The organism is Halomonas profundus (genome assembly GCF_020865425.1).
In the GTDB taxonomy this organism is placed as follows: domain Bacteria; phylum Pseudomonadota; class Gammaproteobacteria; order Pseudomonadales; family Halomonadaceae; genus Vreelandella; species Vreelandella titanicae.
On the sequence record NZ_CP086344.1, the window covers coordinates 1,278,577 to 1,303,858 of the forward strand.

Here is a 25,282-nt window from a genome sequence, read left to right on the forward strand (position 1 = left end):
TAATAGCCCATGGCGAGGCTACTTGCATCTGTTTTAGCCAATATGTTAAAGCTGCCAATGCATTGTTCCAGCAAGCCGATAGCCATCTTAAAAGCTAAAGCTGTTTGAAAAGTCGTGTGTGCTGCCGCATCAAGCAGCCAGTGCTGGTCACCACAAAGCCGCCTATAAGCTCAGTCCCGTGGCCGATGAACTTGTCCAGCTTGTTTTTCATTAGGCCACTGTCCTGATGAATTATCTGCTCGTGATGCGTGAGAACATTCCTACTTTGGCTATGTAGATTGTGAAGGTTTCGCCGAGATTGTTCACGACTATCAGCGTCGAGGAGTTAATATCTTTTAGAGAATCACTGATAAACCGTGACCGTGGGGCCTGCATGAGTTTGGGGTAGTAACACCCAAGGTCATAAGCTTATGTTTGATGAAGATATTGGGCCACCTAAAAACTCAAAAACACTCTCTATCTGGTTCGATTTTTACCATCGCCGCATTTCGTCAGTGTAGGAAACTACATTCCAGCAAAAGTGGTGTGACCCGTGATTCCATATGAAGCACAACAAGCGCAATCCATCGCGGAAGACGTGCTTGGCGAGTCGATCGTGGGTATTTATCTTTTTGGTTCTGCCGTTGCCGATGGCTTACAGCGTAACAGCGATGTTGATGTTCTGGTGGCAGTGAGCGACTCACCAACCTGTAAGCAGAGGGAGGCTCTGGTTGCGCAGCTGATGGAGGTCTCTGGCACGATTGGCAATGCACAAGCTACCAGGCCAGTAGAGCTGACGGTCATCACGATCTCTGATGTTGTGCCCTGGCGGTTCCCGCCGCGGGCGGAACTTATATACGGTGAGTGGTTGCGGGATGAGTTCGAGGCAGGGCACATCCCGAAACCAGCCTGTGATCCTGATCTGGCGATTGTGCTGAAAAAGGTGATCGATAACAGCCTGCCGCTATATGGGATCAACGCCGCTGAGGTGTTTGAGCCAGTGCCAATGGCTGATGTCCAAAGAGCGATTCGTGATTCCTTGCCTACGTTGCTGGCAGAGACAGCAGGTGATGAACGCAATGTGCTCTTAACCTTGTCTCGCATGTGGCTGACCGTAGCAACGGGTGATATTGCTTCAAAAGATGTGGCAGCAGAGTGGGCAAAGGAACAGCTGGCAAAGGAAGATGCGGCTTTATTGGACTACGCTAAGCAAGGCTACCTCGGAAAGGTCGTCGACCAATGGCAGGGGAAGCAGGGGGAGTTCCAGGCGCTAATTTTTTCCATGCGGCAATCCATCGAAACGTGCCTTGCCACCCCGCATTGATAGAAGCGCTGACCCTTACCGAAAGGGAGGTGACTATGGTGCTACTCAAGCACTGAGTCGGCTATTGGTATCAACCCATGAATTAGATCTTTCTGCGGAGCGAGAACAAACGGGCTTTAAAGAAGAAGGGCCAAATATGCCAACAACTAAACACCCTTTACCGCAAGTTGTCTCACCTGAAGAGTGGGAGATGGCACTCAACCGATTGCTCATTAAAGAAAAAGAACACACCCGGGCACGTGATGCCTTGAGCGCTGCACGGCGCAAGCTGCCCATGGTGAAAATGGAAAAGCCTTATGTCTTCCAGGGCGATGAGGGCAGCGTGTCCTTCCTTGACTTGTTCGCTGGGCGACGTCAACTGATTGTTTACCATTTCATGTTTGCCCCCGATTGGAAGGCGGGGTGTGATGGGTGCTCGTGGGTGGCCGATGCCATGACGCACCCGGCGCACCTCCATGCACGTGACACCTCGCTGGTCATGGTGTCACGCGCTCCGCTAGAGAAAATCAATCAATATAAGACGCGCATGGGCTGGACGATTCCCTGGTACTCCTCTTACGGAAGCGACTTCAACGAAGATGTCGGCGCAACGACAGAAGAGGGCGAAAGGCATGGCGCGAGTGTCTTCCTTCGCGATGGAAACGACATTTATCGTACCTACTTTACCGGTGCCCGTGGCGTCGAATATTTAGGTAGCCACTGGACATACCTGGATTTGACGCCGTTTGGTCGCCAGGAAACCTGGGAGGACTCACCGGAAGGTTGGCCACAGACGAAGCCGTATGTGTGGAACCGCCGCCACGACGAGTATGACGGCTGAAACTCATATGTGAGCTAATCAACCATTGAAGCGAGGCGTTTTTTGCAGATCGTGCATGCGTTTCAAAGGCCGTTCTGCTTCAGTCTGATCACCTCGGTTTGCAATCTTATAAGGAACCGAAAAAAAAGCCTTAAAAAGCTCTTCAACCATAAAATCAATAAATACCCGTAGCTTGGGGGCCAAGTGTTTGCTGGAGGGCCATAGCTTATAGTGATCACCACTCTCCTAACGCAACCCCTCTCATCACCCAAATGCGTTGGCACGGAGGTCACCATCTATGACCCCGATCTTGATTCCTTAGGAGTGTGCGCTGATCGAATTGTGGCGTGTCTCACTGAAGCCTTTTCGACAGTTAAAAATGTCTAAAGAGAGCTATGACAAAAAATGCTAACGCCCCCCGAGCCTCCATACCATGTGGTTATTTTTAGCAGCCATCGCACTGAGGGAGGAAACGGAGACGCGGAAATGGCTTCTTCGGATTATTGACACTTACTGATCTTCCCGCCGCAACGCCCAGACAGGATGTTCAGCGAGCCGCTCTCCCAGAAACGCCACAAACGCCCGCACCCGAGGTGGCACCAACTGGCGCTGGGGCATCACCGCGTAGATGCTGGTTTCCGTTAACCGGTAATCCGGCAATACCACGCTCAATTGACCGCTGTGCAGGTATTCGTGGATGTGCCACACCGAGTGCTGTGCGATGCCCAGGCCGCCGAGTACCGCCTCGGTGAGCATTTCACCCTGATTGCTGCGTATGCGGCCGCCTACCTGTACCGCCTCGCTTTGCCCTTGTTTGTCGGTGAGATGCCAGATGTCCTGCCGACGCCGACTGCTGGAAAGTACCAGGCATTGGTGATCGGCCAGGTCGCCGGGGTGTTGTGGGGTGCCGTGGCGTTTCAGGTAGTCGGGAGAGGCGCACAGTACCCGCTCGTCGTCGGCCAAGCGCCGGGCCACCAGGCTGGAGTCTTCCAGAATGCCGATGCGAATACCCATGTCATAGCCCTCGCCGACCAGGTCGACCACTTGATCCGTCAGGCTGACATCCAGGTTCAAGCGGGGGTAGCGGTTAAGGAACTCGGGCAACAGCGGCGAAATGTACTGACGCCCGAAGGAGTGGGGTAGGGTGACGCGCAGGGTGCCGGTGACGTTGTCGGCGCCGCTGCGTAGATCCTGGGTGAGTGCTTCCAGCCCCTCCACTAGATCGCGGCCCTGTTCCGCCAGCGCCAACCCCTCGGGGGTGGGGTGAAGGCGTCGGGTTGTGCGGTGCAGTAGTCGTACATTGAGGCCCTTTTCCAACCGCTGCAGACGTTGACTGGCCACGGCCACCGAGAGGTCAAGGCTGCGGGCGGCGGCGCTGATCGTACCCAGATCCACCACGCGAAGAAAGAGAGCGATGTCGCTTAGACGATCCATGATGGTCTCATTATCAATAAAATATTGAAAGTCATTAAAGATCCTAAAGGTATCAAGGAGGGTGATGCAGGTCTAGCATTCGCCTCATCATTCCCTGATGGACGTTTTGATGATGACTTCAACCTCTTCGCGCCCGATCCCCTGGGCGCTCTACGCTTTGACCATTGGTGCCTTCGGCATCGGCACCACCGAGTTCGTGATCATGGGGGTGCTGGAGCAAGTGGCCGCCGATCTGGATGTGAGCATCCGCCAAGCGGGCCTGCTGATCTCCGGATATGCCCTGGGTGTGTTCGTGGGCGCGCCGTTGCTCACCATTGCCAGTGCCCGCTGGCCTCGCAAGAAGGTGCTGGTGGCGTTGATGGTTATTTTTACCCTCGGCAACCTGGCCTGCGCGCTGGCTCCGAACTACTCGATGCTGATGGTTGCCCGGGTGGTGACCTCCCTAGCACACGGCACTTTTTTCGGCGTCGGTTCGGTGGTCGCCACTGGCCTGGTGGCGCCGGACAAACGGGCCAGTGCCATCGCCACGATGTTCACCGGCTTGACCGTGGCGACGCTGCTGGGCGTGCCCGCTGGCGCTTGGCTGGGGCACGAATATGGCTGGCGCACCACCTTCTGGGCAATCACCGGTGTGGGCGTACTGGCGACCCTGGTGATCGCCCTCATGGTGCCTCGCGACAGCGGTGACGGAGAGGTATTGGGTTGGCAAAAGAGTCTGGCGTCGATCGGTCGACCCACGGTGTTGCTGGGGTTGCTGATGACAGCGCTTGGCATCGCCGGGGTGTTCACCGTGTTTACCTACATCCAGCCGATGCTGACCGGCATCGCCGGTTTCTCCCAGGATGCGGTGTCGCTGATTCTGCTGGTATTCGGCGTTGGCATGATCGTCGGTAACCTGCTCGGCGGGCGTCTCGCGGATCGGGGGCTGGCACCGGCCCTGATTATCACATTGGCAGTGCTGGCGGCGGTGCTGGGTCTGTTTCCTTTTGCGCTCGGCTATCAGTGGACAACGGTGGTCTTCGTCGGCCTGCTGGGCATGGCCGGTTTCGCTACGGTGGCGCCCTTGCAACTGTGGGTACTTAACCGGGCGGAAGGCGCGGCCAGCCTGGCGTCCAGCTTCAATATCGGTGCGTTCAATCTGGGCAATGCCATTGGTGCGGGCTTGGGCGGTGTGGTGATTGAGCGCAGCGGCAGCTTTACCGCCGTGCCTGGCGCCGCCGCACTGGTTGCTCTTACCGGACTGGCGGTGGCCGTTTGGGCCATCAAACGTGAGCATGGCGAGTCCCTTCGGCCCGCCCCGGCAATTTCCTGCGAACAGGAGTGAGTGTGATGGAATATCGTTATCTAGGGCGGTCTGGTTTCAAGGTGCCTGCATTGGGTTTCGGGGCCGGCACCTTCGGTGGCAAGGGGCCGCTGTTCAGTGCCTGGGGCAATACCGATGTTGAGCAAGCGAAGCGGCTGATCGATATATGTTTGGACGCTGGGGTCAATCTGTTCGACTCCGCAGATGTTTATTCCGATGGTGCATCGGAAGCGATCCTTGGTGCGGCGATCAAAGGCCGTCGTGACCGGGTGATCGTGTCCACGAAACTGTCACTACGCAGCGGGGATGACGCCAATGACGTGGGCAGCTCTCGACACCACTTGATCCGCGCCACCGAGCGCGCACTAAAAAGGCTGGGAACCGATTATATCGATGTGCTGCAACTGCATCACTTCGATGCCATGACCCCGGTGGAGGAGGTGATGTCCGCACTGGATGATCTGGTGCGGGCTGGCAAGGTTCGCTACCTGGGGGCGTCCAATTTCTCTGGCTGGCAGTTGATGAAGTCCCAAAGCGTTGCTGAGCGTTATGGCTATGCGCGCTTCGTGGCGAACCAGACGTATTACTCCCTGGTGGGCAGAGATTACGAGTGGGAGCTGATGCCATTGGGGCAGGATCAAGGCCTGGGTGCTCTGGTGTGGAGCCCGCTGGGCTGGGGCCGCCTGACCGGTAAGATTCGTCGCGGCCAACCACTGCCCGTCGGGAGCCGTCTTCACGAGACCGAAGGATTCGCGCCACCTGTGCCGAATGAAAGACTGTACCGGGTACTGGACGTGCTATTCGAGATCGCTGACGAAGTCGGCAAGAGCGTGCCCCAGGTAGCGATTAACTGGTTGCTGCGCCGTCCGACGGTGTCATCGGTTTTGATAGGTGCCCGGGACGAAACCCAGTTACGGCAGAATCTTGGTGCGGTTGGCTGGCGCCTTGATGAGTCTCAGGTTGCACGATTAGACGTGGCGAGCGCGGTAACTCCACCTTACCCCTATTATCCCTATTGGAACGGCCAGTTCGCTGAGCGTAATCCACCACTGGTATGACTGAAATAAACTGAAAAAGCCGGGCCCACGACAGGCACGGCGACTGAGGGGGGACCACCTCGGGTGAACGTTGCACTATTTATTACAACCAGTTACAACCGGTGGACGGTTAACGCTAGGTTGGGGGCTAAGGGCAACCGTGGCAGCAACGTGGGCTGGTAGGCATGGTAGAGATCGGGTTTGACGTCGCCTTCGGCGGGGTCGATCTGCAACTCACCGCTGAGCTCCTGGTACCAGCCGCCCCGTTTACGATCGATAAAGAGGGTGTCGATCGCATCCCAGAGTTGCCGATACCAGTGCTCGTAGTGGGCCTCGCCGGTGCGCTGTAGGAACGCGGCCGCCGCGCCCGCCGCCTTGGCGTGGGTCCAGTGGCGTCGCCGCAGGGAGTGCGGGTTACCCTCCCAATCGACGGTATATACCAGCCCCGGGGCGCCGTCGGTATTCCAGCCGTCGCGCAGGCTGGCGTCAAATAGCGCCGCAGCGTCGGTGAACAGCCAGGCAGGAACCGTTCGGCCGCGGGATTGCAGCGATGCTTCCAGGTGCAGCATCAAACGCGACCACTCAAAGCCGTGCCCCGGCGTAGCGCCATAGGGGGAGAAGCCGTCGTCAGGACGGTCGGCGTTGTGTTCCGGCCACTCCGACCAGTCGCCGTGAAAATGCTCGAGGATGCGGTATTCCCGGGGAGTCGTGTGGCGGTGAATCAGTCGTTCGACGATGGCCAGCGCCCGATCAAGCCACAGCGGTTCGTCGCGCACATCGGCTAGCGCCAAGCACAGCTCTACGCCGTGCATGTTGCTGTTACCGCCGCGGTAGTCGCTCAGTTCGCTCCAGTCCTGACTGAAACTCTCGACGAAAGCTTGCTCATCCATCGACCAGAAGCGGGTGTCGATCACCTCAATGGCCTCTTCGAGCAGAGCAGCCGCGCCGGGAATATCGGCGTGGGTCCCAGTGGCAGCGCCGAGGGCGACGAAGTGATGGATATAGCACTGCTTAGTGCGGTCGTCGCTGGTGGCGGGGTCGGCGCCAAACCAGCCGCCGTGTTGCTCGTCGTGCAGCTTACCTTCCAACGCGCGAATAGCATGCTCGGCCAGCGCGGCAGCGCCCGGCACGCCCTGTAGCGCTGCTAAGGCACAACTATGTGCCATGCGCGCGGTAAGCATGGTGTCGGCCACGGCGTCGTCGGGTATGCGCCCGTCACCATCGAGCGGTGCGAAGCCGCCGGAGTCCAGACGCGCCTGGCGGTGGAACTCAAACAGCGCGAGCCCTTCGCGGGTCAGCCAGAAGTGGTGGGTGGCGCTATCGAGCCAGCGCTGGGGCTTTTGATCGGTGTCATGGGGCTTTGTGCCGTGGTTCATTGCATCCATATCTTTATGTGATCAAGAGGGCGCTCGCCTCAGCCATTGACGATGGTGCCACCGTTGGGGTGGATCGTTTGGCCGCTGACGAAGGCGGCCTTGCTACCGGGCAGTGTCTGCGACTGGGCGTGGATCCTGAGCTTGCTAACAATATTCACCTCCGTGTGATGCGTGAAGGCACGGCAACAGGCTGCGCCTGCATCCAACGTAGACCTTGATCTATATCATCACAAGGTCGATGATCTCTTGAAGGCTATGCGCGTTGCGTCGCTCAGGTGTGCGGATCGAAAGTAACCGTTCGCTTTGAGACTGATTAATTCCAAAACCTAACAAGCCTGTTGAGCGACATTAGTCGCCCAAGTCCTAATTATTATTTACTGGATATGTTTCATGTCGAAGAAAGTAGTTATGTTTGAATACGAGAAAGAAACCAAAAACAGCGTTCGCTATAAAGAAGTGCCTGATGAAGGAACGGCGCCTATCGTGGGCACTCTGTATGTTCAGAAATGGTTTGCTGGCGATAGCAAATCGATTGAGGTAACGATAGACAAAAAAGACTAGCTGGCTGGCCATTTTTCAGTATAGTTAATGATCTTAACTATTTGAAAAATTAGTTATTTTTCTCCAGCCCTAAATAATGCTCTATGCCTGTTATCTGATCTTCCGCGTGGTGGTTGACGTAGAGCACGGTGGTTTCTGAGCCCTGGCAGATTTTCTCGATCAGGGCGAGGACGAGTTGGCGGTTTATGTCGTCCAGGCCAAGGCAAGGTTCATCTAGAATCAACAGGGGCGGATGTTTGACCATGGCGCGGGCAATGAGTAGCAGGCGCTGGTCGCCGTACGAGAGTTTGTTAAACGGCTGGTCGGCGCGGTCTTGCATGCCGAGTAGTTCGAGCCATTGGTCGGCAATTTTTTTCTGGCTGTCAGTGGGCTTGGTGTACATGCCGATGCTGTCGTAGAAACCGGAAATAATCACGTTTTTGCAGCTGGTGCTAACCCGGTATTCCCACTGCAGGTTAGTGGATACATAGCCGATAAACTGTTTAATCTGCCAGATGCTTTCGCCGTTACCGCGCTGGAAACCAAACACGAAAATATCGTTGGTATAGCACTGCGGATGATCGCCGGTGATCAACGATAAAACGCAGGTTTTGCCGCTACCGTTAGGGCCGCTCAGTTGCCAATGCTGGCCCCGTTCTATCGTCCAATCGAGCTTATCGACAATCACGGTGTCGCCGTATTGGATGGTCGCTTGCGTTAGTTTTACTAATGGCTGGCTCGGGTCGAGAGCGGGTAGCTTATTGGTGGGGTCGGCCTCCGGCACGCTTAGGTCGGTGGTTTTCAAATGCAGTAATTGGTAGAGCTCATTAAAGGCGGCGTCGTCCAGACGATCTACCGTGAGCTTCAAGCGGCCTTTGTCGCCACTCTGTTTATCCCCTCTCTTTTTATTCCCACTATTGTTATCCGAACGGTCTTTATCCCCACGTTCTTTATCTAAGTAGGCCACATGGGTGATGAAGTCGGGCATTTCATCAAAGCGATTCAGCACCATGACCATGGGAACGGTGTCGATGATAGACGCTAGATGTGCTTGAAGCATGGCGAGGGTATCGACATCCAGGCCATCGAAGGGCTCGTCTAAAATAAGTAAATCAGGCTTATTGGCCAAAGCGCGAATCAACATGACTTTACGGGTTTCGCCGGTGGAAAGTTTGCGAAACGCGCGCTCGAGCAGTTTCCCTAGGCCAAACTTTTCGACCAAGGATTGGGCAAGTTCAGTGTCTTGGCAATGGTCGAAAATCATTTCACTGACGGGAGTGCCGAGTGAAATGACGTCCATAATGTCGGCGTCGTCTTTTTTCAACTCTTGGGCGATGAGCTCTGCCTGTGCTTCAAAAGAGACGATTTCCACGTTGTTGGGAAGGCCTTGAATGCTTCCGCTCTGGATGTCACCAATGCCCGCGAGCGCAGCAGCAAGGGCGGATTTACCTGCGCCATTGGGGCCAGTGATAACCCAATGCTGTTCTGGCGTAATGGTCCAATCAATCTCGCTTAGTGTGAAACGATCATCAAAGCTAACCGTCGCTTTTGATAGGCGTATATTGTCTAGGCGGGTTAACGAATCCATTACTCTCTTCCTTACGCTGTTCGAGGTACCAAAAAAGCCGAGCATATCGTGATGATATCTCGGCTTTTTTTGGCGGCTTAAACGTCTATCGGTTAATCAGGCGATTAAACGATTTTTTTCATGTCAGCCATGTAGCCGCGAAGAACCGAGCCAACGGCTTCTACGGGGTGTGAACGAAGGGCGGTGTTAACTTCGATCAGGCGTGCGTTATCAACGCCGTTGTCGTCTAGCGAAAGCCCTTTACCGATCACATCGGATTTGATGCCTTTCATAAAGTCTGCCAACAGTGGCACACAGGCGTGGTTGTAGAGGTAGCAACCGTATTCCGCCGTATCAGAGATAGTCGCGTTCATTTCGTACAATTTCTTACGCGCGATGGTGTTCGCGATGAGCGGCGTTTCGTGTAGCGACTCGTAGTAAGCCGATTCAGCGATGATGCCCGCCGCTGTCATGGTTTCGAAAGCAAGTTCAACACCGGCTTTCACCATAGCGACCATCAAAATGCCGTTGTCGAAGAACTCTTGCTCAGAGATTTCTACATCGCCAGCGGGTGTTTTCTCGAAGTTCGTTTCAGCCGTTTCTGCACGCCATTTTAGAAGGTTCGCATCATCGTTCGCCCAGTCTTCCATCATCGTTTTAGAGAAGTGGCCACTCATGATGTCGTCTTGGTGCTTGTTGTACAGCGGACGCATGATGTCTTTTAACTCTTCAGAAAGATCGAACGCTTTAATCTTCGCTGGGTTAGAAAGACGATCTAGCATATTTGTCACACCGCCGTACTTCAGCGCTTCGGTGACTGTTTCCCAGCCGTACTGGATCAGCTTAGAGGCGTAACCCGGGTCGATACCTTCTTCGACCATCTTGTCGAAGCAAAGCAGGGAGCCCGTTTGCAGCATGCCGCAAAGGATCGTTTGCTCGCCCATCAGATCGGATTTCACTTCCGCGATAAAAGAGGACATCAGCACGCCCGCTTTATGGCCGCCAGTACCTACAGCGTAAGCTTTGGCGAGCGCAAGGCCTTCGCCTTTGGGGTCATTGTCTTCGTGAACAGCGATCAAGGTGGGAACACCGAAACCACGCACGTATTCAGCGCGAACTTCAGAGCCAGGGCACTTCGGTGCCACCATGATGACGGTTAAGTCGTCGCGAATTTTCATGCCTTCTTCTACGATGTTGAAACCGTGAGAGTAAGACAGGCAGGCGCCTTCCTTCATCAGCGGCATCACTGTGTTCACTACTGAAGTGTGCTGCTTATCAGGGGTGAGGTTCAAAACAACGTCTGCGGTGGGGATCAACTCTTCGTAAGTTCCTACCACAAAACCGTTTTCAGTGGCGTTTTTCCAGGACTGGCGCTTTTGCTCAATGGCTTCAGGACGCAGTGCATAAGAAACATCTAGGCCGCTGTCACGTAGGTTCAAACCTTGGTTAAGGCCTTGTGCGCCACAGCCGATAACCACCATTTTTTTGCCTTTTAGCGCTTCGACGCCATCAGCAAACTCAGCGGTGTGCATGAAGCGGCATTGCGCTAGCTGAGCCAATTGCTCGCGTAGCGGTAACGTATTGAAATAGTTAGCCATCGTTAGCATCCTAATTTTATGATCAATGTGTCGGTGTAAGGTACACCGATATTAAAAAGGTGACACCGTCGCTAGGGGGAAACGCTAGCGCCATGTCGGTAAGAGCATGTGATGAGAGGTAATGTATAGAAGAGTGACTCTTTCTTAAATTGATATATTTGCAATAACACGTCCCATTTTTCGCAACTGTCGGTTAGTATTCGGACATCGCCACAAGCGCAGTCGCGGAGCGTCGGTCTTATTATGAATATTAAACTTTTAAAACAATTCCTTGCCCTGGCAGAAACGCTGCATTTTGGACGCGCCAGCGATGAGTGTCATATCAGCATTTCTGCGCTGTCGCGCAACATTCGTCATTTAGAAGACGAGCTGGGTGTACCGCTGTTTAATCGCGACAATCGAACCGTGGCATTGACTCAGGAAGGCCAGAAATTTCTTAAATACGCGCGCGATACCAGCAGCCAGTGGAACTTGATCCGCCATGAGTTAACTGACAACTCTGATCAATTAAGCGGTGAAATCAGCTTGTACGGTTCAGTCACCGCGAGCTACAGTTTTCTGTACGAGCTGCTGCGTCGCTTTCGTATCGCCTATCCTGCGATTGAAATAAAGCTGCGCACGGGGGATCCAGAACACGCGATTGCGCATGTTCTGGACGGTAAAGAAGACCTCAGCATCGCGGCACGCCCCGCAAACTTACCTCGCGGGTTAGCATTCAAGCCCATTGCCACATCGCCTTTGTTATTTATCGCACCACTTGAGCAGCAAGTGCCAAATATTCCCACGACCTCGCCAACCGCACCCGGAGAGTGGGCGAATATCCCGATGATTTTATCTGAAAGCGGTGTCTCAAGAACTCGTGTGGACGAATGGTTTCGCCAACGCGATATTGCCCCGCGCATTTATGCACAGGTCACGGGCAATGAGGCGATTGTAAGTATGGTGAGCTTGGGCTTCGGCATTGGCGTAGTGCCAAAAATTGTGCTCGATAACAGCCCATTGAAGGATCGTATTCGGGTGCTTGATGTGAAGCCTGAGCTGGAACCCTACGATATTGGCTTGTTTACGTTAAAGAAAAACTTAAAAAACCCGCTGGTCGATGCATTTTGGAGCTTGATGTAGGGTTACAAACCACGGCAATCCTTTGCCGCATCTCTTTTCCTTGCCTCTATTTTCCTTAACCACTGTTACTGTTCATCGATGAAGAGCTACATCACACCAGTTCACGCTTATCACGTCGTGCAATGCGAATGTCTTTGACGGTGGCGATGCCAATCACCGCGAAGATGACAAGTGAGATCAACGGCCAGATCAGTACATATAACGCCAAGATAAAGGTTTGCATGCGCTTTCCTATTGTCTGGCTGGTGCGCTTGGCGCACCAGCGGATGAAGTGATGAATCTAGCGTGGCGCTGGACTTAGCCTTGCGTCGCAGGTTTGGTCGGGTCGTAGTTGATCACTTTCTGATCGATCTGCGAGAAGTCGAACTTACTGGAACTCATCAGGCTGACCGCGATGCAGAAGATGGTGCTGACGCCGTAAGCCATTAAGGAAGCCAGCAGCACGGTGTAGTCCCGCAGGAATCCGACGCAGAAGTAGGCCAGCACAATGGCGCAGAGTGTGCCGAAAACCAAACCAATTCTGCGCCCACAGAAGCCGAAGGCCATCAGACCGAGCACCACACCACCGCCGACGGCGGCGAGTAGTTCAAACAGCCCCGCAGTGACGCCAATCATCGGTACTAGCTCGAATCGTGCGACACAGAACATCACCAAGCCCGCGATGACAGCGGAGGTGAAGGCCTTGTTGGTGACTCGATCCCAGAAGCAACTGGCGATGACCGGGAACACAATTGCACCCCACAGCGCACCAACGAAGACCAGCATGATCAGAATGTCCATCGAGAAGCTGGCAAGAACCACCCCGATCAGCGTCGCGACGATCATGGTTAACCGGCCAATAAACAGCATCTTGGTCGGGTCGGGCTTGTTTTTGGCAATGTTTTTACCGTAGACATCGGCCATCACAATCGCCGACATGGCGGAAAGATCCGAGTCAGCAGTGGAGGAGAGCGAACCGATCACCAGAATAAAGAACAACCCGATAAACACCGGTGAGAGGTACATTGAAACCATCTGCGGAATCAGATTGTTCATGTCGCCATCGATCGGCTCCATGCCGGTCATCAATGCCATCAAGCCGATCATGCCAAGACCAATGACAATGGCACCATAACCAATGGTCGCGGTGATAAAGGTCGGTTTGATATGATCTTCACGCACGGCGAATAGGCGCTGGGAAATGGTCTGGTTGCCAATGGCGTATGCCAGCACCGCTACAAAGAAGGGCGCACCTTGATTGAGGATCGCGTCCATCGAGAACAGGTTGGCTTGTTCTGGCGTAAGAAGACTCATGCCGTCTGACAGCGTTTCCGGGCCGCCGAGAGCAAACATTACCGCTGGAATAATCAGGATGGCCACGGCCATCATCGCCATCAGTTGGGCAAAGTCCGTCAGCACTGAGGCGCGGAAGCCTGACCACAGCGTATAGGAGAGCACCCCGACCCCAGCAATAACCACACCGGCCTGGAAAGAGAGGGGCGAAAGCACCGAAACCAGCGCGCCGGAAGCGGTGAAGTTGACCATCAGGCTGATGATGCTGCCCAGGATGTTGGAGGAGGCAAGAATCAGCTGGCTGGAAGAACCATGGCGGGCATGGATAAGCTCACCCAGGGTGTGCGCATTGGGCGCCAGTTTGCGAAAACGTCGGCCAAAGGGGTAGATAAACAGAATCATCAGCGCGCCCCACAGCCCGTAATGTAAAGGGCCGGAAATGCCATAGGTATAACCCGAGGTGGCGGCGCCGTAGAACGAGGCTGCCCAGATCCAGGTGGCGGTCATGCTGGCAGCGCCAAGGCCAAAGCCGATCTGGTGATTAGACACCATAAAGGCGTCAGTATTTTCCTTTTTCTTCTTGATCAGCAAGGTCAGCAGGTAAGTGCCGCCGTAAAAAAACGCCAACAAGGCGAGCACAGTCACGGTCGAGAATTGATAGAAACTTTCTTCGTTCATTGAATACCCATAGGCTTTGCAGCCCTAGCATCCTAAATAGCAACCACAGTTCCCTTGAAGGAGTGGCCGCGACAGGACGTAAGCAAAAAACAGAACATCTTTCTAGGTATGTCTGTAGCGAGATGATATCGCGGTTGGCGATCAGGTCGTGCAAGTGTCAGGCGCTGGAAACGCCTTAAATAGGGAGGCAGATGGACTTCCACAGTGAATCGCAACAAAGCGCTGGGGGAGTCGATCCGGAGGGCTACCCTACTCCCTTAAGCTCGAACAGTACAGGTTGAAGCCCGGCTCGTCGGGAATCAGCAGGCGGGTCAGCTACGCCGTGCCCTGAAAAGGCCACAGGTATGCTCAGCATTTTAGTACCTGCGCAATGTAGCAAGTTTCGGGTCGGCGCCAGGTAAAAGGCTTCTTATGATCTTCGCTGTTGGTGGGGGAATTTCCCCTTTTTCTGAACAGTGATGGAGGTCATAAAGATGGGTGCACTCGAAAATAAAGTTGCCATTGTTACTGGTGCCAGCGCAGGTATTGGTAGAGCGACTGCCCGGCTTTTCGCTAGGGAGGGAGCTACTGTCGTGGTAGCGGCCAGAAGAGAGTCAGAGCTGGAGGTGCTGGTCAGCGCAATAAAAGAAGAGGGTGGCCAAGCGTTAGCGGTTGCCGGCGACGTAGGTGATGAGTCTTTCGCCAGAAAGCTCGTTGATGAGACACTCGCGCGGTTTGGTCAACTGGACGCGGCATTTAACAACGCAGGCATTTTAGGCGCGATGGGGCCGGTGCCCGAGATGTCATTGGCTGATTGGAATCAGGTAATCACGACTAATTTAACAAGCGCTTTTCTGGCCGCTAAGTATCAACTGCCTGCCATGCGGTCGGCTGGCGGTGGCTCGTTAATTTTTACTTCGACATTTGTTGGCTATAGCGCCGGAATGCCTGGCATGGCGGCTTATGCGGCCAGTAAAGCGGGACTAATAGGGCTGACGCAGGTGCTCGCCTGCGAGTATGGCCCTGATAACATTCGGGTGAATGCGTTACTGCCGGGGGGAACGGATACCGCTGCCGCCAAGGAGTTTGCCAATACCCCCGAAGCGTTAGCGTTCGTAGCCAACCTGCATGCAATGAAGCGGACGGCAAAGCCTGAAGAAATTGCTCAATCCGCACTCTACCTGGCTTCAGATGCATCAAGCTTTACGACCGGAACGGCACTGTTGGCAGATGGCGGAGTATCAATAAATCGCGTCTGAAGATAGGGCCTCACTCTGACTATAATCAGAGTGAGGAGGCCATGAGCTATGCAGCAGCACCATGTCACAGGCAGCCTGCTCTGGAGGAGGGGCTGCCCCTTTTGATTGGAGTGCTATTAATTGCCACATTAAAAATAGGACACAAAGAGCTATGACATCTCAGTTTAATGCAACGCTTCTTCGTCCGGCCAAGCAGGATAGCGATAATTTATGGGCTTTTGTCGTGCTGCCCAAAAGCGTGAGTGAGAAGCTCCCACGGCGAGGTAGGACAACGGTAGAGGGCACCCTCAATACTTATGCCTTCCAGGCTACTCTTGAACCGGACGGCCAATTGAGCCATTGGTTGCGGGTAAGTAAAGAGCTGCTTGAATCGGCAGGCGTTAATAGTGGCGACGATGTCACCTTTGAGATTACGCCCGTAGAGCAGGAGCCTGAACCCGAGGTGCCCGCTGATTTGCAGGATGCCCTTGCAGCGTCTCCAGAAGCTCAAGCCGTTTGGAGCGATACCACGACGATTGCTCGCCTGGACTGGATTCATTGGATTATGTCCGCCAAGCAGTCCAAGACCCGAGCGAAGCGGATTCTAGATGCTTGCGACATGCTTGCTTCTGGAAAGCGCCGCGTTTGCTGCTTCGATCCATCTGGCTATTACAGTAAAGCGTTTAGCCCACCTAAAACGGCAGGTTAGCGTTGCAGTTTCTGTATTACTGTTCAAGATTAATAGCTTTTAAGCAGGGCAGCGCATATTGCACTGCCCTGCTACTGCTTAAGGATTTATGCTTTGCTAGCCAAATCAGTCGCTAGTAATCCTGCATTTTTAAGCGCATTAGCAACTGATTCCTGATGCCTTTCGTCCCCAAATTCTTGGTACTCTGACGTTATTTCATAAAATGACTCGACACCCAAGTATCTGCCCAATGTTTTAATATGTGGCCCGAGGTGATTCATATGCTCACGTTCACCTCCTGGCCCAAACCCAAATTCTCCGCATGAGGTCACTAAAATAAGTGTTTTTCCAGACAAAAGTGGCTCTATAGGATGGTCGCCACGAGCCAAGTCAAAGCTAAATGTTTTATTTATACGCATTACCTGATCGAACCATGCTTTAAGAGGGGCGGGCATGCCGTAGTTGTACATAGGTGAAGATATTAAAATGACATCCGCTTGAGATAACTCGTTAAATAGCTGATCTGATAAAGCCAGTTTTTCGAGTTGCTCAGAACTTTTTCGGTCATCCGGAGTAAACACAGCGCCTATCCAGTCTTGGTCAATGAAAGCTGGTGGATTTAAGCCAATATCACGATAAATGTAATTATCTGTACTTTTAGCAGACCTCCATTTATCAACAAACTGCATAGCAATGCGCTTTGATATTGAGTTGTGGTCGGGGTTTGGGTTGGACGTCTTGCGTACGCTGGCGTCTATATGAAGTAATGTGTGCATAGTGGGCTCGACTGATAGTGATGTGGAGTGGCTATGCTGCCTTTTTGCCAATACTGCGACAAATGAATAAACTGGCTCGATAGATGAATAAAACTTACCTATTGAGAAACGGGTTTGAGTCCAAAATGGGGGGCTGGCGGTGAAGGCTTCATTGCAAGCGATTAAGGTGTTTGAAGCAGCAGCTCGACTGGGGAGCTTTAAAGATGCCGCTGAGGAGCTGTCGATAACGCCAGCAGGTGTGTCGCACCACATCAGCAACCTTGAGAGTAGGTTGGGAGTGCGGCTGTTTAACCGAAAAAACCGAAAAGTGATATTAACTTCAGAGGGGCACCAGCTCGCTGAGGCAACAACAGCAGGTCTGCAGAAAATTCAGACTGCGCTAGATAATATAAAGTCAGGGGCATCACGACTGAATGTTGATACCACTTCATCCTTTGCTGCCCTGGTGTTAATTCCGTTATTACATGATTTCAATAAAATCTATCAAAATATTGATGTTGAAATATCAACAGGTGAAGTGGTGGCATCTAAAGTTAATGCCCTCTCTATCCGTTTGGGAGACGTAACCCGTGTTGATGAGTCAAGCTTATTGAAAAAAGAACGTTTTAACGTGTATGGAGGCTCTTCTTTTATCAACTCTATCACAGCGGGTAAGCCTCCTATTGTCTACCTGACTAAATGGAAGAATAGTAAATTACCGGATTCACCTTGGGAAAGCTGGTTAATGGAAAATGGGGAGTCTCTTCCAAACTTTGAAATAAGATATTTTGATCAGGAGCTCTATGGCGTGTATGAAGCTATTGCTGGGAAAGGGCTGGTGTTTTGTTCAGAGACTCTGGTTTCTGACTTTGTGAAAGCTAACACATTGCAGCCAATGTCGTATCAAGGCGTTGATTCAATGCTGTGTTACTACATCCCGACCCAAAGTTGGCAGCATAGCGCCAAAATGCAGGCCTTTGTCGATTGGCTTAAGTCTAAAGTTAATTAAATTTAACATTGTGTTTGCTAAATCTACCCTTATAAGAGTGAGTAAGGCATGGCAATTCAACACATACAAGCGAGCCTACATGCCGGCCCTTGAAAGCCTTTTGTTAAATAAAGGTGCGCTTACCAGCATTGAGCGAGCAACTGGTCTGTTGATTGCAACGTTTGAACGGAAAGGCCGTGTTCACTCTTGTGGTGGCGGGGGGCAATGTGCAATGCACTTTGCCGAAGAGCTTGCTGAGACAACGCTGGAAAATCGATGGTGTTGTCTCAGATTCCGCGCTATATGGAAAGACCCCCTACAACACACTGTTGGGCTCAGCTTGGTAGGCTTTATGAAGCAGACTGATGAACGGGGTTATTTCTGCAAAAGCAGTGGTAGCAATGGCAGTGACTGCGATCCCAGGTGTCCATGAATTCATCACCGCGGCACCGGGCAGTTCCTGAAGACGCTCAATGGTGATCTCCTCGTGGCGCTGGGCAATACCGAGGCGGTTTAGTTGGCGTTGAACAATACCCATCATGGTGCCCTGCAATATCGTTGCCTGTGGCCAGATCACCGTCTCACCGTCCCAGAAGGCAAGGTTCCAGATGGTTGCCTCGCTCAATCGCCCATGGCGGTCGACAAAGGCTGCATCGTCGAAACCCTGGCGCAGAGCTTGATGTAGATAGTAGGTTTTGCCCGCCTCACCAACGTGCTTGATAGAAGCTAGAGGTCGCTCGTGATCTACCCTACTCAGCCTCAACGGCCCTTTAGGGCCATTAGCCGGTGCGCTGCTACGGACGAGCACGTCTGGCTCCGCATCCATGCTGGCCGCGGTGAATTCGCCATGGCGGGAGAAGAGAGTGACCGTTAATGACTGGTCTTTCGGGCCTTTATCAATAGCTGTTTTGATGTAGGAGACCAGTTGCTCCTCGGGAAGCATCTTTCCAAAAAACTCTTTTGACGCTTTCTGCAGGCGGGCAAGATGAAGATCTAGCCCTTTGACCTCTCGATCTCGTACCTGCATGGCCGTGAAATGGGCAAACCCTGCAAAGGCCAGGGGTATCAGCTCTGAAAGAGTGGCTGGTTGCCCATTAATATGGGCCTGAAAAGTGCTGGTGTTAGTGAACATGGCATTAACTCCTGATTGAACTTGCAGTGAGGAGTCACTACCCTAAACCCTAACAGCGCTGTAAGAGTCAATAGAGTGAAATGAAAATAGGCGAGCTGGCAAAACGCACCGGAGTAAGCATTCGCATGCTGCGCTACTATGAAGCGGAAGGTTTGCTTAAGCCAACGCGCGCCACCAATGGGTACCGTCATTACGGGCAGGGTGAGATTCGCACTGTCGAGCGGATCAAACTGCTCGGTTCAGCAGGCATGACTCTGGCAACCATCAAGCAATTCCTACCGTGTGTGAGAGGGGAGGGCCCAGTCTTCGAGCCCTGTGACGAACTACGCAATGTCTTGCACGAACAAATTGAGTTTGCCGACCAGAAAGCAGCCAAACTGGCCCAAAGCCGTGCCATTCTGGAGAGTTTCCTGTGCGATATTGAACGGTGATGAACAGTGGGTAACGGGAACTGCAAGAGGCATGTAACGCTTGAATCACCGCATTTCCGCTGGGTGGTCTAGTCAACTGAGGAGCCGGGAAGTCTCACTACTCCCGGCTCTCTTGCTATCAGGCCGGGCTTTGTGAGCGTGGCCCAAATGACAGCACAAGCAGGGTTCCCAGGCTGGTAGTGATCAGGGCTAATAGGGGCCCACCCAGCGCGCCGAGGTAATCCACTAGTATGCCGCCGCCTATAGCGCCACTGGCGATAGCAACCTGAAAGGCGGCAACTATCAAGCCCCCTGCAGCTTCAACTTGATCCGGCGCGGCACGAACTATCCAGGTTTGAAATCCGATGGGAAAAGCGCCGAAAGCAAACCCCCACAGTGCGATAGACACGGCAGTAACGCTGGCCAAACTACCCGCGAACAGTAGCGTAATGGTGATCGCAATAATGAGTGCCCCACCAAACATAATGGCGTTGCGCTCGCTACGCTCCGCGATAAATGCACCGGCGAAATTGCCAAAAAAACCACCAATGCCAAAGCCGAGTAGTACCGCAGAGATTGCACTGACGGATAGCTGCGCCACCTCTTCAAGGAGCGGTCGTATGTAGGTAAATCCGGCAAAATGGCCTGAAATCATCAGCACTACGGCTAACAGCACAACGCGAACCTGCGTGCGTGTGAGCAGTTGGAAGAGAGTGCGCAGGCTTGGGTTGTCTTTTGGCGGCATGGCAGGAATGACGAAAAGCTGAGTCACGAGCGTCACTAGACTAAGGCAACTAGCGGCAATAAACGCACTGCGCCACCCCCAGAGACCACCAATATAGGCGCCCAGAGGGGCTGCGCAAACGGTAGCGACAGACACGCCGGTCAAAACAATAGACATGGCGCGTGCAAACAGATTGTCGGGCACCATGCGCATTGCCAGGGCAGCGGCCATCGACCAGAACCCTCCCAAGGCAATTCCCAGCAGTACTCGAGCAAAAATTAAAACAAAAAAGCTATTCGCCGTTGCCGCCAAGACGTTGGAAACGACGAGCAGCAGCGATAAACCAAGCAGCACAAACCTACGATCAAAATTGCGGGTCAGAAGTGGGATTGTTAGCGCGGCAAGCGCAGCTACTGCAGCAGTAGCCGTGACCGCTTGGCCCGCGGCGCCAACGGAGATGTTGAGATCCGCTGCCATGGCCGTCAGCAGGCTGGCCGGTAAAAATTCGGCAGTCACTAAACCAAAAACCCCCAGCGCGAGGCTGACAATGCCCATCCAATTGGCTGAGGTAGGTTCAGCGGTGGGTGTTGCCGTTAGTAATGACGGGCTGGCGGAGCAAGTAGTGTCGTTCATTGCAGGCCTACTAAAGTGTTAGTTGAAGCTGCAGTGTAAAATTAAGGGTTTGGCTTTTCTATGATATAAAATCCGTAAAGCATGACTATTTGTCCAAACCGGGTTCATTAATATGCGCGACACCTTAACTGAAATTCTGCTCGGCCTGCGCCTTGAGGGCGTGGAGTATGGGCGCTGCCTGCTGCGCGCCCCTTGGGCCGTCGCAACCTCTGCCCAGCCAGCAGCACTTTTTCTTTTTGTGGCTCAAGGCGGGTGTTGGTTGCGTACCGAGACAACCGAGTGGACATACCTGAACGCTGGCGATGCGGTGCTCTTTCCGCGTGGAGCGTCCTACGTAATGGCCAGCTCGCAGGACGTGCCTGCAGTGGATAAGGCTACGTTGGCTCGTAGGCCGGTCTCCGAGAATATTTATCTGGTGAACAGTGAGTCAAAAGAGAGTGATATTGAGCCGGATGTGCTTTTTTGTGGCGCCATGCACTTCAATCTCGACCCGCTACACCCTCTGATTGCGATAATGCCTGACATGATGCGCGCTAGCGATTTGGCTAAACGTGATCCCTCGGTACCTGCCTTATTGGAGGCAATGGAGCGAGAAATTAGCCTGGATCGAATCGGTGCCTGCGGCATACTTGCCCGTTTGGCCGATGTGCTGGCCGCCACTATTATTCGTGCTTGGATTGAGTGTGCCTGCAGCGACTCTAGCGGCTGGATTGCAGCCGTGCGCTGCCCACAACTCGGCAAGGTGCTGGTAGCCATCCATACGCAGCCGGAGCGCGATTGGTCAGTCGCCGAGTTAGCGGATGTCATGGGAGCTTCGCGCTCAAGCTTTAACGATAAGTTCAGCCGGATGTTAGGGGTGACTCCCGCCAAGTATGTGGCGCGGGTAAAGATGTTTCAGGCTCGACAGTGGATAGCGCGGGACAATATGCGCATCGCCGTGGCCGCGAACCGGCTTGGCTATGACTCCGAAGCCTCATTCAGTCGCGCGTTCAAACGCATTATTGGCCACCCGCCGAGTGAGGCGCGTGAAGCAGAGACCGTGTGACGGTTGAGTCTTCTCTTCAATATTCCGTGAAAGAAGATGGCATAGGAACGATTTAGCTGTCGAAGTAAACAACCATCTTGAGATGACGGTGCTCATCAACGATTAGCGTCTCATGGGTATAAGTATGATGCCCGCCCTCTGTATCGAGGAGGCTGCTGATTCCTCGATGGTAGCCTTCCATACTTGAAGCTTCCCACCAGCGCCGAAAGTCTGGAGATAACTGACAAAGCTCGTCGATCAGCGTTTGCATGATCGGGTCTTCAGGGGCGACAGCTAAGTCACAACGAAACTGCGCCAGCATATGCGAGGCATCCAGTTGCCAGTCAGGAAGTCGTCGGCGTAGATCGGGGGCGGTAAATACCATCCTTAGCAGGTTGCGTTCAGACGCCTCTCGGCTGCTGAACTGAAGTAGCTTATCGGCCTGCGCATTCCAGCCAATAACATCCCAGCGCAGATTCATGACGTAGCTAGGGCGAGAGAGATCATCCATCAGCGATCGTATCCGGGGAGATATGCTCTGCTCTTGATACGCTTCTGCTGGCGGCGCTCGGCGGTGTGCCAACAGAAAAAGATGACAGCACTCGGCGTCATCCAGTTTCAGGGCACGGGAGATATTGAGCAGGAAGCGTTCGGAGACCTTAATGTCACGGCCCTGCTCAAACCACGTGTACCAAGTCAGTCCTACCCCAGCAAGCGCCGCAACCTCTTCTCGCCTTAGGCCCGGTGTACGCCTTCGCCCGCTGGTGGGAAGTCCAACGTCCGCGGGCGTCAATTTGCGACGATGCCGCAGCATGAATTCGGTGAGATCACTCTGTGTTCGTTCAAGCCTATGATTCGACATGCTATTACCTTTGGTAATAGGATAATTGGCTATATTGTAACCCCATATTGAGTGTCTGAGAATGCCTGCTTCCATGATGAAGTCGGAGGCTACATGTCATTCAATTGTGATGTTCACACCCCTCTCTATACGGTTGCAGGAGGACGGCCTTATAACAAGGCTGGCCTTAAAGAGTGGGCGGGGCTTGCGGTATTGGCACTGCCCACCATGCTGCTTGGGCTCGATGTAACTATTCTCTACTTGGCGCTTCCAGCCCTGGCGGTAGAGCTACAGCCAAGCAGTACCCAGGCGCTGTGGATTATGGACGCCTATGGCTTCATGATCGCCGGTTTTCTGATCACTATGGGCACGCTAGGGGATCGGATTGGCCGACGTCGGCTACTGATGATGGGAGCCTCTGCGTTTGCGGTCGCGTCGGTGTTTGCAGCTTATGCACCCAATGCCGAGTGGCTCATTGTGGCGCGGGCAGCACTGGGTATTGCCGGAGCAACCCTGATGCCTTCTACGTTGGCCCTGATTAGCAATATGTTTTTTGATTTGCACCAGCGGGCACTGGCGATCGGTATATGGGCAACCATGTTCGCACTGGGTATGGCGTTAGGCCCGGTGGTCGGTGGGTTGCTGTTAGCACCCTTTTGGTGGGGAGCCGCTTTCCTAATTGCCGTGCCCATCGTCATCATACTGTTGTTAACTGCCCCATTACTCCTGCCGGAGTACCGTAACCCACAGGCAGGCCGTCTGGATCTTTTGAGTGTCCTGTTGCTGTTGATAGCAATTTTGCCAAGTATCTATGCCATAAAGGAGTTCTCTAAAGCAGGATTGACGCCACTGGTATTGGTTACTCTCGCACTAGGCGTAGTGGGAACACTGTTCTTTGTGCGTCGCCAAAAGCAGCTTCTCGATCCACTGCTTGATCTCAAACTGTTTGCCAGTAAAACCTTCACTGCCGCCCTTTTTATACTCCTGATAGGGCTGGTGGGCGTGGCGGGAATGATGCTCTTAGTTACCCAATATCTTCAGCTAGTGGCGGGCTACACGCCGCTGATTGCTGGGTTGTGGATGGGGCCGCCAGCGCTGATGATGGTACTAGCCGGTATCCTTGCCCCTATCTTTGCGCGCCGAATTCGGCCAGCGTTTGTTATTGCTTTAGCGCTTATGCTTTCAAGCATCGGTTGTGGTTTTCTGGCTCAAGTAGACCCACTCTCCGTTCAGGTACTCCAGGTCGTAATCGGATTTTCACTGGTATACCTGGGGCTGGGTACCATCGCCGCGCTGGGCACAGACTTGGTGGTAGGGTCTGCACCTCCGGAAAAAACCGGGTCTGCATCGTCGATGTCCGAGATGGTTCAAGAGTTGGGGGTGGCACTAGGCGTAGCACTTCTCGGCAGCATGGCGACCCTGTTGTATCGCGTGCAGATTGCCAGTGCGATTCCTAACGGGATGCCAGACGATATCTCCCGTGCCCTTGGAGAAAGCTTGTGGGCAACAACGTCAGTTGCTGAACGACTTCCCGATGGGATACTTGAGCAAGCCCAGTCTGCGTTTACGCAAGGTATGAATATGGCCGCCGCAGTAAGTGGCGCCACCCTTTTGGCGCTTGCGTTGATATCAGCCGTTACTCTACGGCATGTGAAAGCCGTTGGAAAAGAGAGTGATTGAGTGGCCCACAGGGTAGGGGAGATAGCGATAAGTATCCGAAATGCCCTGGCCACTAGCCAATGCTTTGGCGTACTCCTCGTCTCCCAGGCGTTTTATTTTCTAAATTATTTCTCACCATGTCACAAACATTAAGGCTGTTCCGTCTACCTCTGTAGAACGACCGGTGGATAGCTTTCCACTCCATATAAAACAGAGGAGCAAGACAATGGAAACACGCCTGAACGCCTTTAAAGCCTCTCCAGAGGGCATTACCGCGATGACTAAGCTAGAGGAGTACGTTCGCCACTGTGGACTGGAATTTAGTCTGATTGAGCTAGTTAAAATACGCGCCTCTCAGATCAATGGCTGTGCATTTTGCCTGCATATGCACACCAGCGATGCCCGCGCAGCGGGTGAGAGCGAGGCACGCCTTTACCTGCTGTCTGCCTGGCGCGAGTCCACTCTCTATACGCCACGGGAACGGGCGGCGTTGGCCTGGACCGAGGCATTGACAAAGCTACCCGACACAGGCGCTCCTACGAAGGATTACGAGCAGGGCGTGGCGAATTTTACCGAGAAAGAGTTCGTTGACCTTACCTTACTGATTGGAGCGATTAACGTCTGGAACCGCATTAGTGTGGGGTTTCGTTCGCTTCATCCGAATGAAACCCAAAGCCGTCAGTGATCAGAGCTGAGGGGTAGTGATATGTTTTGTTGCATCATCAAACGCTTTAAATGGGGAATTATCGCTATGGCGCTGAACACAGCTCACGCAGGTGGAGTGACAACAACCATCGTCAATTCTGATGAACTTTATGATCCTGCACCTAACGGCTATAGCCACGCGGTGGTTGCCAGCGGAGGCAGCCGGGTTGCCTACATTGCCGGTCAGGGAGGCGAAAATGCCCAGGGAGTACTGCCTGAGTCGTTTGCGGATCAAGTTGCCCAAGCTTATCGCAACCTTAGAACTGTGTTGCAAGAACTTGATGCGAGCCCGCAACAGGTTACTCGTATTAACACCTATGTCGTCAATTATGATCCTTCGATGTTGGAGGTTATGACCCGCTATGTGAAGGAGACCTTTGGCGATGCGCTGCCTGCGCAAACACTTGTGCCGGTACCGCGGTTAGCGCTGGATGGCATGCTGTTTGAAGTGGACGCGACCGCCGTGCTTGAGTAGCG

At 53.5% G+C, this 25,282-nt stretch carries 25 protein-coding genes; 15 read left to right on the forward strand and 10 right to left on the reverse strand.

The genetic code is table 11. The features are described from left to right. The first annotated feature begins 532 nt into the window (after positions 1-532). Both LMS44_RS05800 and LMS44_RS05805 read left to right on the forward strand, forming a co-directional pair. Positions 533-1,303, forward strand: coding sequence for an aminoglycoside adenylyltransferase family protein (locus LMS44_RS05800; protein ID WP_498947088.1), 771 nt, complete (start codon positions 533-535; stop codon positions 1,301-1,303). Positions 1,304-1,439: 136 nt separating this feature from the next. Next, on the forward strand, positions 1,440-2,123 hold the full coding sequence (locus LMS44_RS05805; protein ID WP_498947090.1) for a DUF899 domain-containing protein: 684 nt from the start codon (positions 1,440-1,442) through the stop codon (positions 2,121-2,123). 489 nt (positions 2,124-2,612) lie between these two features. Here LMS44_RS05805 and LMS44_RS05810 read toward each other — a convergent pair whose 3' ends face one another. Continuing rightward, positions 2,613-3,536, reverse strand: a complete 924-nt coding sequence (locus LMS44_RS05810) for a LysR family transcriptional regulator (protein ID WP_498947092.1) — start codon at positions 3,534-3,536, stop codon at positions 2,613-2,615. A gap of 109 nt (positions 3,537-3,645) precedes the next feature. Between LMS44_RS05810 and LMS44_RS05815 the strand changes: the two genes are divergently transcribed. Then, positions 3,646-4,860 (forward strand): MFS transporter, encoded by a 1,215-nt coding sequence (locus tag LMS44_RS05815; protein ID WP_340146784.1) that lies wholly within the window; start codon positions 3,646-3,648, stop codon positions 4,858-4,860. A gap of 5 nt (positions 4,861-4,865) precedes the next feature. After that, positions 4,866-5,897 carry an aldo/keto reductase gene (locus LMS44_RS05820; RefSeq protein WP_161463328.1) on the forward strand — a complete coding sequence of 344 codons (1,032 nt, stop codon included), beginning with the start codon at positions 4,866-4,868 and terminating at the stop codon, positions 5,895-5,897. A gap of 92 nt (positions 5,898-5,989) precedes the next feature. Here the strand turns inward: LMS44_RS05820 and LMS44_RS05825 are convergent, their stop codons facing one another. Next, positions 5,990-7,252: an AGE family epimerase/isomerase gene (locus LMS44_RS05825; RefSeq protein WP_498947094.1), complete on the reverse strand. Its 1,263-nt coding sequence runs from the start codon at positions 7,250-7,252 to the stop codon at positions 5,990-5,992. On the opposite strand from LMS44_RS05825, the gene LMS44_RS05830 reads away from it, so the two are divergent. Both LMS44_RS05830 and LMS44_RS05835 read left to right on the forward strand, forming a co-directional pair. Then, the gene (locus tag LMS44_RS05830) at positions 7,252-7,470 is read left to right on the forward strand and encodes a hypothetical protein (protein WP_141224352.1); all 219 of its coding nucleotides are present in this window, start codon (positions 7,252-7,254) and stop codon (positions 7,468-7,470) included. The two genes, LMS44_RS05825 and LMS44_RS05830, sit on opposite strands and share 1 nt — an antisense overlap. 172 nt (positions 7,471-7,642) lie before the next feature. Beyond that, entirely contained in the window at positions 7,643-7,813 is a 171-nt protein-coding gene (locus LMS44_RS05835; RefSeq protein ID WP_162836261.1) for a hypothetical protein, read from the forward strand. 49 nt (positions 7,814-7,862) lie between these two features. Here LMS44_RS05835 and LMS44_RS05840 read toward each other — a convergent pair whose 3' ends face one another. Both LMS44_RS05840 and ilvC read right to left on the reverse strand, forming a co-directional pair. After that, a complete protein-coding gene (locus tag LMS44_RS05840) occupies positions 7,863-9,380 on the reverse strand; it encodes an ATP-binding cassette domain-containing protein (RefSeq protein WP_278370787.1) in 1,518 nt (505 codons plus the stop codon). Between the two features lie 104 nt (positions 9,381-9,484). Then, positions 9,485-10,957 carry a ketol-acid reductoisomerase gene (ilvC, locus tag LMS44_RS05845; protein WP_022520570.1) on the reverse strand — a complete coding sequence of 491 codons (1,473 nt, stop codon included), beginning with the start codon at positions 10,955-10,957 and terminating at the stop codon, positions 9,485-9,487. Positions 10,958-11,200: 243 nt separating this feature from the next. Here ilvC and ilvY point away from each other — a divergent pair, with 243 nt between their 5' ends. Continuing rightward, entirely contained in the window at positions 11,201-12,079 is an 879-nt protein-coding gene (ilvY, locus tag LMS44_RS05850; protein WP_009287237.1) for an HTH-type transcriptional activator IlvY, read from the forward strand. Positions 12,080-12,170: 91 nt separating this feature from the next. Here the strand turns inward: ilvY and LMS44_RS05855 are convergent, their stop codons facing one another. Together LMS44_RS05855 and LMS44_RS05860 are read right to left on the reverse strand one after the other, a co-directional pair. Then, positions 12,171-12,302: a putative transporter small subunit gene (locus tag LMS44_RS05855; protein ID WP_022520569.1), complete on the reverse strand. Its 132-nt coding sequence runs from the start codon at positions 12,300-12,302 to the stop codon at positions 12,171-12,173. A 74-nt stretch (positions 12,303-12,376) separates the two neighbouring features. Further along, complete coding sequence (locus tag LMS44_RS05860) at positions 12,377-14,029, reverse strand: sodium:solute symporter family protein (RefSeq protein WP_278370788.1); 1,653 nt, start codon at positions 14,027-14,029, stop codon at positions 12,377-12,379. A 473-nt stretch (positions 14,030-14,502) separates the two neighbouring features. Between LMS44_RS05860 and LMS44_RS05865 the strand changes: the two genes are divergently transcribed. Next, complete coding sequence (locus LMS44_RS05865) at positions 14,503-15,267, forward strand: SDR family oxidoreductase (RefSeq protein ID WP_230804507.1); 765 nt, start codon at positions 14,503-14,505, stop codon at positions 15,265-15,267. Between the two features lie 151 nt (positions 15,268-15,418). Beyond that, the gene (locus tag LMS44_RS05870) at positions 15,419-15,955 is read left to right on the forward strand and encodes a YdeI/OmpD-associated family protein (protein ID WP_230804505.1); all 537 of its coding nucleotides are present in this window, start codon (positions 15,419-15,421) and stop codon (positions 15,953-15,955) included. A gap of 86 nt (positions 15,956-16,041) precedes the next feature. On the opposite strand, the gene LMS44_RS05875 is transcribed toward LMS44_RS05870, so the two are convergent. Beyond that, the gene (locus tag LMS44_RS05875) at positions 16,042-16,710 is read right to left on the reverse strand and encodes an FMN-dependent NADH-azoreductase (RefSeq protein WP_022520565.1); all 669 of its coding nucleotides are present in this window, start codon (positions 16,708-16,710) and stop codon (positions 16,042-16,044) included. A gap of 139 nt (positions 16,711-16,849) precedes the next feature. Between LMS44_RS05875 and LMS44_RS05880 the strand changes: the two genes are divergently transcribed. Beyond that, on the forward strand, positions 16,850-17,698 hold the full coding sequence (locus LMS44_RS05880) for a LysR family transcriptional regulator (RefSeq protein ID WP_190373725.1): 849 nt from the start codon (positions 16,850-16,852) through the stop codon (positions 17,696-17,698). Positions 17,699-17,993: 295 nt separating this feature from the next. Here LMS44_RS05880 and LMS44_RS05885 read toward each other — a convergent pair whose 3' ends face one another. Next, positions 17,994-18,809 (reverse strand): aminotransferase class IV family protein, encoded by an 816-nt coding sequence (locus LMS44_RS05885; RefSeq protein WP_022520563.1) that lies wholly within the window; start codon positions 18,807-18,809, stop codon positions 17,994-17,996. Positions 18,810-18,889: 80 nt separating this feature from the next. On the opposite strand from LMS44_RS05885, the gene LMS44_RS05890 reads away from it, so the two are divergent. Further along, positions 18,890-19,240, forward strand: a complete 351-nt coding sequence (locus tag LMS44_RS05890) for a MerR family transcriptional regulator (RefSeq protein WP_022520562.1) — start codon at positions 18,890-18,892, stop codon at positions 19,238-19,240. A 118-nt stretch (positions 19,241-19,358) separates the two neighbouring features. Here the strand turns inward: LMS44_RS05890 and LMS44_RS05895 are convergent, their stop codons facing one another. Further along, entirely contained in the window at positions 19,359-20,576 is a 1,218-nt protein-coding gene (locus LMS44_RS05895; protein ID WP_190373723.1) for an MFS transporter, read from the reverse strand. 112 nt (positions 20,577-20,688) lie between these two features. On the opposite strand from LMS44_RS05895, the gene LMS44_RS05900 reads away from it, so the two are divergent. Further along, a complete protein-coding gene (locus LMS44_RS05900; protein WP_022520559.1) occupies positions 20,689-21,621 on the forward strand; it encodes an AraC family transcriptional regulator in 933 nt (310 codons plus the stop codon). A 52-nt stretch (positions 21,622-21,673) separates the two neighbouring features. On the opposite strand, the gene LMS44_RS05905 is transcribed toward LMS44_RS05900, so the two are convergent. Then, positions 21,674-22,462 (reverse strand): helix-turn-helix transcriptional regulator, encoded by a 789-nt coding sequence (locus LMS44_RS05905; RefSeq protein ID WP_022520558.1) that lies wholly within the window; start codon positions 22,460-22,462, stop codon positions 21,674-21,676. A 93-nt stretch (positions 22,463-22,555) separates the two neighbouring features. Between LMS44_RS05905 and LMS44_RS05910 the strand changes: the two genes are divergently transcribed. From LMS44_RS05910 to LMS44_RS05920, 3 genes are all read left to right on the forward strand, one after another. After that, positions 22,556-24,121: an MFS transporter gene (locus tag LMS44_RS05910; RefSeq protein WP_022520557.1), complete on the forward strand. Its 1,566-nt coding sequence runs from the start codon at positions 22,556-22,558 to the stop codon at positions 24,119-24,121. Positions 24,122-24,326: 205 nt separating this feature from the next. Continuing rightward, positions 24,327-24,785, forward strand: a complete 459-nt coding sequence (locus LMS44_RS05915) for a carboxymuconolactone decarboxylase family protein (protein WP_498947100.1) — start codon at positions 24,327-24,329, stop codon at positions 24,783-24,785. A 66-nt stretch (positions 24,786-24,851) separates the two neighbouring features. Beyond that, entirely contained in the window at positions 24,852-25,280 is a 429-nt protein-coding gene (locus LMS44_RS05920) for a RidA family protein (protein WP_039859290.1), read from the forward strand. The last annotated feature ends 2 nt before the right edge of the window (positions 25,281-25,282 follow it).